The organism is Congregibacter sp., from assembly GCF_047617445.1.
Taxonomy (GTDB): Bacteria; Pseudomonadota; Gammaproteobacteria; order Pseudomonadales; family Halieaceae; genus Congregibacter.
In genome coordinates this window covers 1-14,531 of record NZ_JBLGBE010000005.1, presented here as the reverse complement: position 1 = coordinate 14,531, position 14,531 = coordinate 1, and the positions used below count along the sequence as shown (strand labels likewise).

Annotated in this window: 11 protein-coding genes; 9 read left to right on the top strand and 2 right to left on the bottom strand. The window is 54.2% G+C overall.

What is annotated here, in order from left to right; translation table 11 throughout:
* Positions 1-65 precede the first annotated feature (65 nt).
* On the top strand, positions 66-326 hold the full coding sequence (locus ACI9KD_RS02500; RefSeq protein WP_414979570.1) for a hypothetical protein: 261 nt from the start codon (positions 66-68) through the stop codon (positions 324-326).
* A 123-nt stretch (positions 327-449) separates the two neighbouring features.
* On the opposite strand, the gene ACI9KD_RS02495 is transcribed toward ACI9KD_RS02500, so the two are convergent.
* The gene (locus ACI9KD_RS02495; RefSeq protein ID WP_414979569.1) at positions 450-2,852 is read right to left on the bottom strand and encodes a TonB-dependent receptor; all 2,403 of its coding nucleotides are present in this window, start codon (positions 2,850-2,852) and stop codon (positions 450-452) included.
* 174 nt (positions 2,853-3,026) lie between these two features.
* Between ACI9KD_RS02495 and ppdK the strand changes: the two genes are divergently transcribed.
* The 7 genes from ppdK (at position 3,027) to ACI9KD_RS02460 (ending at position 12,521) form a co-directional block, all read left to right on the top strand.
* The gene (gene ppdK, locus ACI9KD_RS02490; RefSeq protein ID WP_414979568.1) at positions 3,027-5,633 is read left to right on the top strand and encodes a pyruvate, phosphate dikinase; all 2,607 of its coding nucleotides are present in this window, start codon (positions 3,027-3,029) and stop codon (positions 5,631-5,633) included.
* A gap of 30 nt (positions 5,634-5,663) precedes the next feature.
* Positions 5,664-6,635 carry an NAD(P)H-dependent flavin oxidoreductase gene (locus ACI9KD_RS02485; RefSeq protein WP_414979621.1) on the top strand — a complete coding sequence of 324 codons (972 nt, stop codon included), beginning with the start codon at positions 5,664-5,666 and terminating at the stop codon, positions 6,633-6,635.
* Between the two features lie 114 nt (positions 6,636-6,749).
* On the top strand, positions 6,750-6,965 hold the full coding sequence (locus ACI9KD_RS02480) for a DUF2892 domain-containing protein (protein ID WP_414979567.1): 216 nt from the start codon (positions 6,750-6,752) through the stop codon (positions 6,963-6,965).
* Positions 6,966-6,997: 32 nt separating this feature from the next.
* The gene (locus ACI9KD_RS02475) at positions 6,998-7,492 is read left to right on the top strand and encodes a thiol-disulfide oxidoreductase DCC family protein (protein WP_414979566.1); all 495 of its coding nucleotides are present in this window, start codon (positions 6,998-7,000) and stop codon (positions 7,490-7,492) included.
* Positions 7,476-8,105, top strand: a complete 630-nt coding sequence (locus tag ACI9KD_RS02470) for a flavin reductase family protein (RefSeq protein ID WP_414979565.1) — start codon at positions 7,476-7,478, stop codon at positions 8,103-8,105. The genes ACI9KD_RS02475 and ACI9KD_RS02470 overlap by 17 nt, the downstream gene beginning before the upstream one ends.
* A 167-nt stretch (positions 8,106-8,272) precedes the next feature.
* Positions 8,273-9,190: a DUF3014 domain-containing protein gene (locus ACI9KD_RS02465; protein ID WP_414979564.1), complete on the top strand. Its 918-nt coding sequence runs from the start codon at positions 8,273-8,275 to the stop codon at positions 9,188-9,190.
* A 7-nt stretch (positions 9,191-9,197) separates the two neighbouring features.
* A complete protein-coding gene (locus ACI9KD_RS02460; protein ID WP_414979563.1) occupies positions 9,198-12,521 on the top strand; it encodes a mechanosensitive ion channel domain-containing protein in 3,324 nt (1,107 codons plus the stop codon).
* Positions 12,522-12,547: 26 nt separating this feature from the next.
* On the opposite strand, the gene ACI9KD_RS02455 is transcribed toward ACI9KD_RS02460, so the two are convergent.
* Complete coding sequence (locus tag ACI9KD_RS02455; protein ID WP_414979562.1) at positions 12,548-14,065, bottom strand: DUF885 domain-containing protein; 1,518 nt, start codon at positions 14,063-14,065, stop codon at positions 12,548-12,550.
* Between the two features lie 215 nt (positions 14,066-14,280).
* On the opposite strand from ACI9KD_RS02455, the gene ACI9KD_RS02450 reads away from it, so the two are divergent.
* Positions 14,281-14,531: hypothetical protein (locus ACI9KD_RS02450; RefSeq protein ID WP_414979561.1), on the top strand; the 251-nt coding region annotated here is incomplete at its 3' end.

Genomic DNA, 14,531 nt, shown 5'->3' with positions numbered 1-14,531 from the left:
TTATGGTCCGGCGGCTAAGTTCTCAGGCCCCAGGATCGATCACTACCCACATTCAGGAATACAACATGAAAACTTTACTAGCTTCTGTAGCAGCGACGGCGCTGTTCTCTATCTCTGCAGCACATGCTCAGGATTTAAATAAACTCATGGAAGCAGTCGATACCGACAAAGCAACGGAGTCCGTGGACATGGAAAAAGCCAAGGCGGCTGTTAGCACCGACGGCGTTGATTACAAGAAAGCGGCCGAAGCCGTAGACATGGAAAAAGCTGCGAGCGCAGTAGACATGGAAAAAGCCAAAGCGGCGATCATGAACCCCAAAGACTAGGATTCATCACTGACATTGCTGGAGCGGACTGTTGTGAACGACTGAATCAACAAAACTCGCAGCATAAAAAAAGGGCGCTCATTGAGCGCCCTTCGTCGTTCTGGCCAGAGCCCGGCTACTTACTTACTCAAAGCTGTACTTCAAGGTCAGACCGTAGGTGCGCGGCTGGTTCGGGTAACCACTGACACTGCCCGCCTGAGCGACCGATGGGAATGCTGACAGCAGGTACTCATCTCCATTGATGTTCCGCCCCCAGAAATTAAGCTCCAAGCCACTGGCGAAAGTCATACCCGCACTCGCGTTGAATGAGTTGATCTCACGCGACGCAATATCCTTGGGGATGTTGTCCACAACCTGAACGTCTTGCTCATACACATGCTCAAGACGCACATAGGCCATCACACTACCCATGCTGAAGTTGTAGGTTGCGTTGGTATTGGTAGACAGCTCGGGAATACCAGCAGGCTGCTGACCGGAGAGGTCAAGGGGTCCATCGGGACCCACTGCACCCTGGAAGTCATCATAGAGCGGATCCAGCCATGTCGCTGCAAAGCCGACGCGCAGGCCATCGATTGGCACCCAGGTCACGTCCAGTTCCATACCATCGGTAGACTGCTTACCCGCATTTGCGAGATTGAAGCCCACACCGTTAAAGATATTAGACTGGAAGCCTTCAATCTCCTGGTTAAAGACCGCAACGTTCACGCTTACAGTATCGAACTCAGCCTTTAAGCCCAGCTCGAATACCGTTGACTCTTCGGGACCGGCAAAACGTGTGCCCGCGGTGATATTAGGTACGAGGAGTCCCGCGGCACCCAATGCGGCAAGATCAGAGGCCAACGGACGAGCGTCTCGAGACATGTTCCAGGAACTTGCCTTGAAACCTGTGCTCACACCACCATAGACATTAATATTTTGCGTCAGGTCATAGGCCAGACGAACCGTGTAAGTGATGTCGTCGTCGTTAGACTTACCGTCTTCTACTGAGTTGGGGTAATTCAGATAAGGTGGCAAAAACTGCAGTCCCTGCAAACCTGCAAAGGGCGTGCCGCCAAAGGGCAGTGTTGCAAAGACGTCGGTAGACACGAGATTAGCCGATGCTTGCTTGTCCGACTCAGTATAGTTTGCCCCAACAGTCAAGGTCATAGCCTCGGTGAGATCAAAGTCAACTTGGGCAAACAGCGACAAGGTGTCGTCGTCCAAAGCGTAACTCTCACTTGGGAAACCTTGCCCCTCTGCAAAAGACAGACCCGCCGGAACGCCGTAGATCGCCTCGATGATGGCCAGATTCAGTGCGCCACCCGTACCCGCCTGAGTCAGGAAGTCAGCATAAGAACGGAATTGGTCTCCGTAGCCAAAGCTACCCTCTGTGGTCAACTCTTCGGTAAAGTAAAACGCACCCACCATCCATTGCAGGGGACCGTCTGTCGCTGAGGTAAGACGCAGTTCCTGAGTGAAAGTATCGATCTCTGTGTCACGCTGGTTCGCCGCATCGGGTGTCACCAAGCGTGCACTGGTATAGTCCACATCACCCAGATCGAACTGCTCTAGCTTTCGCATCGCTGTGATAGATGTCAGGGTAAAGCTGTCAAAATCGTAATCGATCTGCATGGACAAGCCTTGCGTGTCGATACGGTTTTGCGGGTCAAAGTCATAAAAACCTTCGTAGGCAAACGGTGCCTCAGGTACAAGATTACCGCCCAGAGCCTGCACAACCGCTCCGGTTGGACCGTTCACTATGTTAGCCACACCACAGCACTGCTCATCGATACCATCCGAGTCTGCAATAAGGCGCACTTCCATACGATCACTGGGGTTCCACAGCAACTGACCGCGGAGGTTCCAACGATTGATTTCGTTTTGCTCGGTCTCCAATTCAAGGTTGTCGTAGTAACCGTCGCGCTGGTTCATGCTACCGGACACGCTAAATGCCACGTTGTCAGAAATCGGGCCGGTGAAGTTTCCCTTAACAATCTTCTGGTTGTAGTTACCAAGAGTCGCCGATACCGATCCGCTGTATCCCGCCAGATCAGGCTTTGCGGTGACTACGTTGATGACACCTGCCGATGCGTTCTTACCAAACAAGGTGCTCTGAGGGCCACGAAGCACCTCGACACGCTCAAGCTTGGGAAGATCGGCGAGCGCGCTACCCACACGGGAACGATAAACCCCATCGACGAATACACCCACTGAAGGCTCGATACCGGGGTTGTTGGCGCCGTTACCAAAGCCGCGAATAATAAAGTTGGTCTGCGCACTACCCTGCAACTGGGTGACCCTAAGGCTAGGTACCAGGGTCTGTAGATCTTTAATATCGAGGACCTGTGACTGCTCGATGATCTCAGCGCTAACCACCGACACAGCGATAGGGATTTCTTGAAGTGTTTGCTGACGCTTGGCAGCAGTTACGATTACTTCTTCGAGCATTCCGGCGCCTTGCCCCAAAGCAGGCAGGGATACGGATGCAGCAAAACCAGCGGCGGCAAGCGCTGCGGGAATGGCCTTCAGGTTGTTTCGAGCGGGCATGCTAGTCACCTTGTTTTAAGTTATGTTGACAATGTCAACGCTAATGCCTCTCGCGCACAGGGTCAACGCCCTCAGTGAGGATCATTCACAAATATGCCTATTGACAGAGAGCACAGAAGCAAGGTCGGTTACCATATCGGCCCGACAAACAATCAATAGAGTGGAACAGGCTTTATGGCCAAGCGCGTTTATTTGTTTTCTGAGGGCAGCAAGGACGACCGAGATCTTTTGGGTGGCAAAGGTGCCAATCTCTGCGAGATGACCGCCCTCAAGTTGCCGGTGCCTTTTGGTTTTGTGATCACAACCCCCACCTGCAGGGAGTATTTCGAAAACGGTAACAAGCTCCCTACACTGCTGGAGCAGGAGTATCGCGTCGCCCTGGACCTGGTGGAAAAGCAAATGGGCGCTCGCTTTGGAGATCCCGAAAATCCTCTATTGTTTTCCGTGCGCTCTGGCGCCCCGGTCTCCATGCCCGGCATGATGAATACCATCCTCAATCTAGGCATCAATGACGAAATAGCCGAAGGGCTGGCACGCAAGACCAACAACCCCCGCTTTGCCTACGACTGCTACCGTCGCTTCATCCAGATGTTTGCAGATGTTGTTTTAGGTACTGACACCCATGCCATGAACAAAGTCATCGAAGACTATAAAGACGACAAGGCCTATCAAACTGACGTCGCGATGGAAGCCGAGGACTGGCAAGCTGTCATAGACACCTTCAAAACCATGGTCAAGTTTCCAGAGGATCCCTTCGAGCAGCTGCGCCTCGCGGTAGAGGCGGTGTTTCAATCCTGGTACACCCCCCGTGCCAACGTTTATCGCGAGATGAACAATATTCCGGACTCTTTGGGCACGGCCGTCACGGTGCAGTCCATGGTATTTGGCAACTTCGGCGAAGACTCAGGTTCCGGTGTTGCGTTTACTCGTAATCCCTCGACCGGAGAACGTCTGTTCTTCGGCGAGGTCTTGTTCAACGCGGCTGGCGAAGATGTGGTCGCCGGAATACGCACACCACTGCCCGTCGAAGCTATGCAGGAGCGCATGTCCAGCGCCTATGCAGAGTTGCTGGATGCCCAAGCCATGCTCGAGCAGCACTATCGTGACATGCAGGACATTGAGTTCACGGTTCAGGAAGGCCGCTTTTACATCCTGCAAACTCGCAGCGGCAAACGTACTGGACGTGCCTCTGTAAGAATTGCCGTGGACATGGTCCGCGAAGGCATGATCAACGAAAAAGAAGCACTGCTCCGAGTATCACCGGACCATGTGCAATCCTTTTTACACCCTATGATCGACCCTGATGCGCCACGAACTGTTGTGGCCAAAGGCCTGCCCGCCAGTCCCGGTGGAGCAACCGGCGTTGCCGTTTTCTCTGCCGACGAAGCGGTCAAAGTAGAAGCCGGTGGCAAAAAGGTCATTCTCGTTCGTCGGGAAACAACCCCCGAAGACATCCATGGCATGCGTGTCGCCGAAGGCATTCTCACGGAACTTGGGGGGATGACATCTCACGCTGCGGTGGTTGCCAGAGGCATGGGTGTCTGTGCCATTACAGGCTGTGGTGAACTTCGGGTGTCTGTTCAGGAAGGCATAGCCACTGCAGCAGACGGCACGGTGATAAGACGCGGCGACCTGCTTACTTTGGATGGTGCAAGCGGTGAGGTAATGCTTGGCGATGTTCCCAAGGTTGAGGCCAGTACCTCCGATGACTTTCAAACATTATTATCCTGGGCCGACAAGCATCGACGCCTGAAGGTTCGCGCCAATGCTGAAACCCCAGAAGACGCCGCCAAAGCTCGCGAATTGGGGGCAGAAGGTATTGGTCTTTGCCGGACCGAACATATGTTTTTTGCCAGCGATCGTATCGACCATATGCGCGCCATGATTCTGTCTACGGACAGAAAGGAGCGCAAGCGTCATCTGGCAAAGCTCCAGGAATTTCAGCATGCAGACATACTGGAGCTTTATCGTGTGATGGATGGCCTCCCAGTGACCATTCGCTTACTCGATCCTCCACTGCATGAATTCTTGCCTCACGACCAAGCTGATGCAGAAGCATTGGCAGAGCGTCTGGGGAAAGACCCCAAAGAGATCATCCAGGCTCGCAACGATCTCGCTGAAGTGAACCCCATGCTGGGCTTTCGCGGTTGTCGACTGTCGGTGGTGTATCCGGAGATCACCCGCATGCAGGTCCGAGCGATCATCGGCGCCGCATTACAAGCGCGAGAAGAAGGCTTGAGCCCCTACCCGGAAATCATGATCCCCCTCGTTGTGAACGTGCGAGAAATTCGCCTGATCAGTGAGATCATTGATCGCGGCATCGCCAAAGTCACCAAAGAAAAGTCCGTATCGCTGCGTTATAAAATCGGCACCATGATGGAAACGCCCCGAGCCTGTCTCGGTGCAGACCGCCTTGCATCGGCTGTGGAGTTTATGAGCTTTGGCACCAACGACCTTACGCAAATGACCTACGGCTTTTCTCGGGACGATGCCGGGCGCTTTATTCCGCAATACCTGAACGCCAAAATCATAGAAGACGACCCCTTTGTGTCGCTGGACCAGCGTGCCGTCGGACGCCTTATGCGTATGGCAGTGCAGGAGTCTCGTCAGGTCAAGAAAGGCATCAAATACGGTATTTGTGGCGAGCATGGTGGCGACCCCCGCTCGATTCGCTTCTGTCATGACCTGGGATTGGATTACGTGAGCTGCAGCCCCTATCGCGTGCCGGTCGCCCGAATCGCAGCGGCGCAGGCGCGAGTCCTCGCCGACATCGACAATTAAGTTCGTTACGCCAACGACCTACTCATAACCATCGTTGAACATAAAAAGCTAAGGAAAGATCGCATGAAATTTGACAATCGCGTCACTCAAATGACCGGGGCCGAGCTCCCTATCGTTCAGGCCCCCATGGGCTGGATCGCTCGATCGCAGCTGGCATCGGCGGTGTGCAATGCTGGTGGACTGGGGATTATCGAAACGTCCTCGGGGGAGCTTGACGTCATTCGCGATGAGATCCGCCGCATGCGTGAGCTTACGGATCGTCCCTTTGGCGTAAATATAGCCCAAGCCTTTGTACGCGACCCTGATATTGCCCAATTCATCATCGATCAGGGCGTACGCTTCGTAACCACATCGGCTGGTTCCCCGGAACGCTACACGGAGTTGCTCAAAAGCGCAGGACTCACGGTGTTTCACGTCGTACCCAATCTGAAATCCGCGCTCAAAGCTGTGGAATATGGTGTAGACGGATTGATAGTCGAAGGCGGAGAAGGTGGCGGCTTCAAAAGCCCTCAGGATGTTGCCAGCATGGTGCTCCTGCCGCTGGTCCGATCAAAGGTTGATGTGCCTATCATTGCTGCGGGGGGCTTTGTTGACGGAGCCTCTATGGTGGCCGCCTTTGCACTCGGCGCCGAAGGCGTGCAATTGGGTACTCGCATGGTGTCAGCTCTGGAATCTCCCGTACACGAGAACTGGAAGCAAGCGATTGTGAATGCCGATGAGACGGACACTGTATTTCTTAACCGTTTTCAATCGCCGGGCTTGCGTGCCCTGCGTACGGAGCGCACAAGCGCACTCGAAAAACAGCCAGAGGTGAATGCCATGACCGAGTTTGGCAAGCCCCAGGACCTGTATTTTGGCGGGGACATGGAGTCCGCCATACCGCTGACGGGCCAGGTTTGTGGTCGAATTGAGGGGGTTCGTCCAGTGGCGGAGATTCTTGCGGAGATTTGTGCCGAGTTTGAGGACACGCTCAATAGGCTCGAGACCAGCTATCCGCGTTAGGGCGCAATACGGCCCTCAGCAACATCCCTAAGCGAAGTGCCAGACATAAGCCATCCAGCGGCACACTTTGCGCGTAAGACTGTATGAGTTAAATCTGCAAGACAAGTGTGTGAAATGATTAACCGAAATATTGGGACAGTAGAGCGAACGATACGCTTTTTGCTCGCTGTCACTATCGTAGGCTGGATTCTCACGGCCGAGCGCTTTGGCGCTCCCCAAGCGTTTATTCTAATCGCTGCGTTTGCGCTGCTTTGGAACAGTGTTTTTGGCTACTGCTACCTATGGAAGTGGCTGGGACTGTCTAGCTGTGCAACGGAGGATAACTACTAGTCCGGGGGGCGGCGACTCCCGAGTTTGAGCAAATGTCCGTCGCTACACGCAAAACCAAAATCAAAGACTTATCGTCGTCGGAGAGCACTGCTTTGACCAACATTGATAACGACGATAGCCCGTCGGTGGACACCCTTTTTTTTGACGGCCAGTGCCCTCTGTGCGCTAGCGAAATAGCCCAGCTTCGCAAAGCTCGGGGGGGTTCATTGCGCATTGTCGATATTCATGGCATCGAAGACGATGCATTCAACTCTTCTGATATTGCAGACGCGGCTAATCCGGAGCCCGGCAAAGACCAACTCCTTCGTGTATTGCACCTACGCCGCGCCGATGGAAGCTGGCTCAAAAGTGCTGACGCGAATGTCGCCGCGTGGGAAGGTACAACTCACGGGCGGGTGTTACGCATCTTACGCTGGCCCCTCATTCGTCACTTTGCCGATGCGGTCTACGCCCTGTGGGCAACTTGGCGATACAAGCGCCTCTACGGCAAGCAATTCACAGAGAAACTCCATGCACCTGACAGCTAGTGACATCGAAGGTCTCGAGCGCCGCAAACGAGCAGCACTCATCAACTCCATCACGGGTTACAAGCCTGCCAATCTAGTGGGGACAGCCAATACCTCGGGACACAGCAATCTCGCCATCATGAGCTCCCTAGTGCACATCGGCTCACACCCCCCCCTACTTGCGCTGATTTTTAGACCGGATAACGCCGAGCGTCACACCTTGGACAATATCCGTGAGACCGGCAGCTACACAATTAATCACGTTCATACAGGCATCGTAGATGCCGCCCATCAGACCGCTGCACGCTATCCTGCTAACGTCTCGGAGTTTGCAGCTACTGGTCTTACAGAGTTGTGGCGCGACGGGCAGACAGCACCCTTCGTTGCAGAGGCCGCAGTGCGCATGGGAATGACACTCCGTGATGAACTACCGCTGAATATCAACGGAACTCATCTGGTGATCGGTGAGATTGTTTCTCTGGAAGTGCCGAGTGAGGCTATCAATGAGCTCGGCGCTTTGGATCCAGCGAAGACGGACAGCGTCGCAATATCGGGTCTCGACAGCTACTACCAAAGCTCACTTCTACAGCGCATGGCGTATGCAAAACCCGGTAAGGCCCCACAGCGACTCTAGGTCTATCAACACCCAGAACGCCACAATGCAGCACTGTCTTTTGGCATTCCACAGTGAACCAATCAACCCTTTTGTTGCCTTATCTGAGAGGCTTGCGAGTCAAATTCTTTTAACAGTTTGACCGCTTATCGCCTACACTAAAAAGACCAACAGATTAGGGAGCTAGCATGCAAGCCGATCGCGATGACCGCTTTAACAACGACGACGAACGTGGCCGACACAGCACTCAAACCTTGGTAACCGCAGTAGCTGTACTCATTCTTGCCGGTGGCGTTTACCTACTCATGCCACGAGACAAAGACAGCAACGACGAAAGTCCTCTCCCGGAGCAAAAGACGAGTGCTGAAACACCTGAGACAATGCGCCTGGCACCCAGGCCAAGCCCGGACGACGCGATCTTGGCGGCACCAGACATCCCAGTGGTCATTGCGAGTGCTCCTGACGTCATAGAAACACCCGTAGACGAAGTTGTCGTCCAAGAGATTGTAGTGAGCCCTCCCACCCCTGAAGAGATCGATCAGCAGCTTCGCAGCGCGGTGATTGAAGCGGGTCTGTCTCCGGGAGACAGCCTGGGTTCCGCCTACAACGCAGCCTATTTACTTGATCGAGGAGTCAGTAGTATCGACCAACTCGCACGAGGACTAGTCCCCACACGCACATCCAATCTCGCTAGACCTGCGGGCAGTTTTAAAACGACGCAAGAAGGTGCCGACTACTGGGTCAGTCGAGATAGCTATCGGCGCTACGACAAGCTCGTTAGCACCATCACCGCTCTACCGGTGGATACCCTGGCAACACTTTTTCATCAGCAACGAGCGCTGCTCCAGGGTGCCTATGCCGCACTGGGCTACCCCAGCGATGCTTTAGACAACGCCTTAATCGCTGCGCTCGAAAACGTTCTGTCGGCACCTACCCGGGAGCAACCCCCTGCGCTGGTAAGTAAAGGCGCCATGTGGGCCTACGCGGACTCAGAACTCGAGAGCTCCAGCGATCTGCACAAGCAACTACTGCGCACGGGACCTGAAAATACCGAGGCCTTGCAGCAATGGGCGCAGAAAGTAAGGAACGCACTGTTAAACCCATGAAGAACGCATGAAGAAGGGAAAGCTTTCGCCTCACCACGGTCGCAGCTTCCTCGCTAAACCTGTTTCAGCGTACAAGCTCTTATCAAGCCTGCTGCTAGCTGTATTGCTCAGTAGTTTCAGCCTCGCTCAAGATTTTGATACCACGAACAGCCTCGAGGCACTCCGCTCAGTCCTTACTAATGAGGTAGGCATCAGTGAAGAGCGCCGTGTAGCGCTGTTAGACAAACTTCGGCTGGCAGCCCAGGATCGCGCACAGTTGGAGCAATACAAAAGCTCTCGCCGAGAAATCAAAGACACACTGAAGAGCAGCGACTTACTCATCGCCGACTACAAAAATCGTATGCGGGATGTTCAGAATGCCCCCGCTACGATCCAGCGTCGCCTCGGTGACAATCCCTCACTGGCAAACATTGAAACAGAGCTCAGTATCGTACAGAGCCAGCGCGACGCCTGGTCTCAAGAGCGTACGGAGGCCCTGGACACACTATCAAACCTTGCCAACAACGAATCAGCCGCCCGAGACCGTATCGCGGAGATAAGCCGGCGTCGTGCCGATGATCCTCCGCAAGCTGACAGCGCTGCGCAAACTTCAGGCGTCGAGGACAGAATCAACACACTCGTATCCGCAATCCACCAGCGACTACTGGATAGTGAGCTAAGCTTACTGGAGCTGCGCCTTCGCAGCGGCCCATCCTCAAATGGCATTCGTACGGCACGCATGGCCTGGCTCGACGCAGCTATCGCAGAAGCAGACACCCTCCTTACTCAATTGCTGGACGCCGCCACCAAGAAACGCCAGGGCGCTGCCGCGCAGCGTGCCACTGAGGCGCGACGCTTCCTATCGCAAGTGACGGACTCTCGTGCTGAACTGCAGGAGATGGTCAACATCAACCTGACGTTAGTGAGCAGCTTCGAATCGCTGTCATCACAAATTGAGCAGGCCCGGCAGCGCGTTGCAGGCACGCGAAAGAACATCAATGAAGTTAAGCAGGATGCCGACCTCACTGAGCGTCGACTCAACGTAGCGGGTCTGGAGTCAAAACTCGGTGAAGTCATGCTCACTCGACTCGCCAGCCTCCCGGACCCTCGCTCGATACTGGGTCAGAACGCCGATCAAAACGAACAAATTGCCACGGTTTCTATCAAAGCGATCGACACGGAACAGGCTCTTCGCGAGTTGGGAGATCGCAATGGCTTTCTTGCCGCAACGCTTGGCGATATATCGTCCTGGAACAACATTGAAACTAGCACGGCCGCACGTCTGTACATTCAGCGACGAGAGCTTTTGCAGGAAAATATGCAGGCGGGAAACACACTCCTGAGCCTATTGGTGGACGGCAACCAAGCCACAGAAGAGCTGGCATCGATTGTTGGTGATTACGAAACCTTGCTCACTGCGAATCTCCTATGGGTTCGCAACTATGCCTACGTTAATCCCCAGCGAGTGCTCCAGCAATTGCAGACCCTGGGGAAGATTCGACCCCTGTTGCGGTTGAAAGATCACTGGTCTCGACTGATAGGCGACCCCTTGTTTCTCGCCTTGCTTATCATCGCCTTTGGAGCTTTGCTACATCGACGAATCACCACAGCACTTGAAGACACTCTTGGCAAGCCCATTCGACCCCGAGACGAAAGTTCAGCCCTCATTTTTAAGACCCTGACACTCACATTCTTAGCAGCGCTGGCCCTGCCGAGCTTGCTGATGCTCGTGGGTCGAGCGTTCTACGTTGTCGCCCAGGGAGATCCCGTGGTGATGGGTGTGGGCCGTGCGCTGGCAGCCGCCGGACTGATTCTCTTTGTATTGGGAAGCCTCCGGCGCATGTCGGATAGACTCGGCGTCGGGCGTCGACTACTGAAATGGAACAGCCCTCGGGCCGACGCCGCCGCTCGAGATCTTCCCTGGTTTGCCGTCGCTATCGCATGCTCCATCGGTACAACTGTACTCGGTCGAGCATCATCCCCCACGGACAGTGGCGGAGCACTGGCCGCGATAGGAAGCATGGCTACGGCAATGCTTCTTCTCATAGCGTCGCTGCGAATGCTGCGTTCGGGACAATTTAGCAACGATCGAATACTGCGACATTGTCTGCAGATCGGGGTGATTACCTCGGCATCCATCGTGTTTATGCATTTGAGCGGCCAGCTCTTTGCAGCCCACCTCTACTTACGAGCGCTGTCAGGCTCCGTTGCTGCAGTTATCGCCACGTTGTTTGTGACCAATGTCCTGCAGCGTCTGCTCATTATTTTCAGATCTGGGCTGGAGCGAAATGCCCGGGAAGAGCTTCGAGCCAGAGCCGAGCAAGTCAATGATGAAGAGTCAGGGGATCAGAGCGCTGGCAGTGACATGGACGCGGTGGCATCTCTGTCTGACGCCTACTCGCGATTGCTCGGCCTGACTCGACTGCTTTCGCTGGGCGCCCTGCTTTGGTGGATATGGGCACCTGCATTACCTGCCCTGTCGATTTTCGATTCGATCACTTTATGGACCACAAGTGATGCGAGCCTGCCCGATGGCGAGCTACGGACTATCACCCTGTCGGTACTGTTGTTAGCACTGCTGATCATTGCAGTCACGTCGCTGATCACTCGCCACCTGCCTCCCCTGGTCAATGTGGTACTCACAGAATGGACCAATGTGACCCCAGGCAGCCGATACGCCGCGGGCATGCTCATGCAGTATCTGATCCTGGGCATAGGTTTTTCCAGCGCACTGGTAATGCTGGGCTTCCAATGGGAAAAAGTTCAGTGGCTCGTGGCGGCACTGGGTGTAGGTATCGGCTTTGGTCTACAAGAAATTGTCGCAAACTTTATTTCGGGGCTCATCGTGTTATTTGAGCGTCCAATTCGCGTCGGCGACATCATTCATGCAGGCGGCGCAGACGGAACCGTGACAAGGATCAATGCTCGGGCAACCGTCATCGAGACCTTCGAGGGGAAAGAACTCATGATTCCCAACAAGGAATTGATTACCAGTGTCGTAACTAACTGGTCTTTGAGTAATTCCAAGCTTCGCCTAGTAATCCCTATTGGCGTCGCCTATGGATCAGACGTGGACGCGGCCATGCAGACATTGTGTGACGTTGCGAACGGGCACCCAGAAATCATCGAGGATCCCGCACCCTACGTAAGCTTCGAGGACTTTGGCGATAATGCTCTAGTGCTTTGGTTAAGATGTTTTGCACTTCGGGACTACCCACGAGTCTCTTCTGAACTACGACAGATTATCTATCGCGAGTTTAATGCCGCAGGGATTAGCATTGCCTTTCCGCAGCGCGACGTACATCTGGACGCGTCGGAGCCCCTACCTATTCGCATCATGCCGTCCGAATAAACGCCTCAGAAGAGAACAACACAGGGTCAATGATCGCCGTGGCCTGCGGCTGAATTCGCAGCCACCCAAGCCCGGATATCATCGCGCAGAACGGGCAGCGGTCGAACTCCGGTCTCAAGCACCACTTCATGAAATGCTCTTATATCAAAGTCGTCTCCCAACACGCTTCTAGCTCGCTCTCTTTCTACTAAAATCAGATCGGCACCAAACATGTAAGAAAGCGACTGACCCGGCATCGCAAGATAGCGATCCACTTCAATCTCAATCTCCGTGCGGCTTAACACCGTGTTGAGCAACATAAATTGCACCGCCTCTTCTCTTGACCAGCCATAGGCATGTAACCCCGGCTCAACCACGAGACGGCTGGCAGCCCAGAGATGTTTGGCAATCATCCCCTGTACATCCAACGGGGTAGAGAAAAGGCCTAGCTCTTGAGCAACATATTCCGAATAGAGAGCCCAGCCTTCGCCAAGCCCTGAATTCCCTGATTCATAGATGATTGGCGGCTTGTCTCGCGGGTACGCTGCAAAGAGGTGATGCCCGGGAATCCCTTCATGAAACGCAATCACCTCCGCCATCAATCGACGTTCGTTGGGCCGCGACGGATTGATAACGTAACTGGCAGGCGTGCTGTTATTGGCCCCTACATAACGACCCGCTGGAAAAGCCGCCTGCATATAGACCGGAAGAGGCTCTACCGATATCGGCTCGCTTGCCTCATGGGAAAACGCAGACAACGTTTTTTCCTGGGCACGTTTTAGAGCAAGCTCTGAAATCCTTATGAGCTCCTCCGCGGATGTTGGGTCAGTGGTAGCAGAGATACGTAACCGATTAAGGATGTCGGCAACGCTTTCTCCTGTATTGCCTGTCATGGCAAGTGCGTCGTGATTCTCCTTTAGGATCCTGTTGCCCATGGCCGCAATCTCATCCGGTGGCAGATCCAAGCTGGTCCACCAAACCGCCGCTGCTCCAAAGCACTCTCCCCCGCCCTTCGTCGTTGACAGGCCGGTGTCGCTCTGAGCCTTTGGTAAGTACTGGGTGCGAAGAAAAAGTTCAAACTTGCTAAACGCTGCTACGACCGACTCGTCTACCAAGACGTTCCAGCTCTTAGGGCCTTCAGTATCAGCGTCCGTGAAACGATAAGGTGAGTTAGCCGAGCTCAGTGCAAGTGCGACATCCTGGACTTGTTGATGCACGCGCAAGGCAACCGGTCTCGGGACCATCTGATTTAGCGTAATACCGGATAGAAGCTGCTGCTTTAACGTAGCCAGAGCGTCGGGCAGCTGGGACCAGTGGTCAATCGACTGTTCAATATCAGCTGTGCCTGAGGAGACGACCGCCTCCCACTGCTGTGGCCAGGAAGCTTGCCATCCGCTGACCTGATTGAGATAACGAAGATCCGTTTCGCACTGGGAAATAGCCTGAAACGCAAAGCCACTGTCCGCGACCAGAGTCACCTGTGCTTGGCTTGACGAAGACGCCAGTAAAGCCACTAAAAATAGGCTTAGGTGCAAAGCCAACGTCTGAATCCACTTTGCGTTCATGCCTGTACTCCTAATGCCAGGAAACATTCGATGATTGTAATTCACACGCTTGAACGCAAGCCAAGCCTGTTGGGTCTCGGGGAAAAACATCCATTCCCACAACCGCCACTCCGTAACCCAACCCCTGGAAGCCAGACAGCCAGACACATTTGACAGCTTACCTTACGGTCGGTAGTCTTCTTTCATCGACACTCATATGCCTATAAAGACGGCTCATGAGCAATCGCGTCACGTTCGGATCCCTACTCACCACCTTATTCTTTACAGCGCTACTTTCCTTGTCCAAGACTTACGCGGAGGAGGCTGAAAAAGTCCTGGACGTTCAAAATGATGTAATGGCCGTCACGCTCTTTCGGGGTGCCGCTAACAACTCGTGGTTCGAAGTGTATTTCAATGCGCTACCTATTGCAGGTGCCGGAGATGTGGAGATGCAGGTCCATGCCATTAATCTCAGACCTGAACGAGA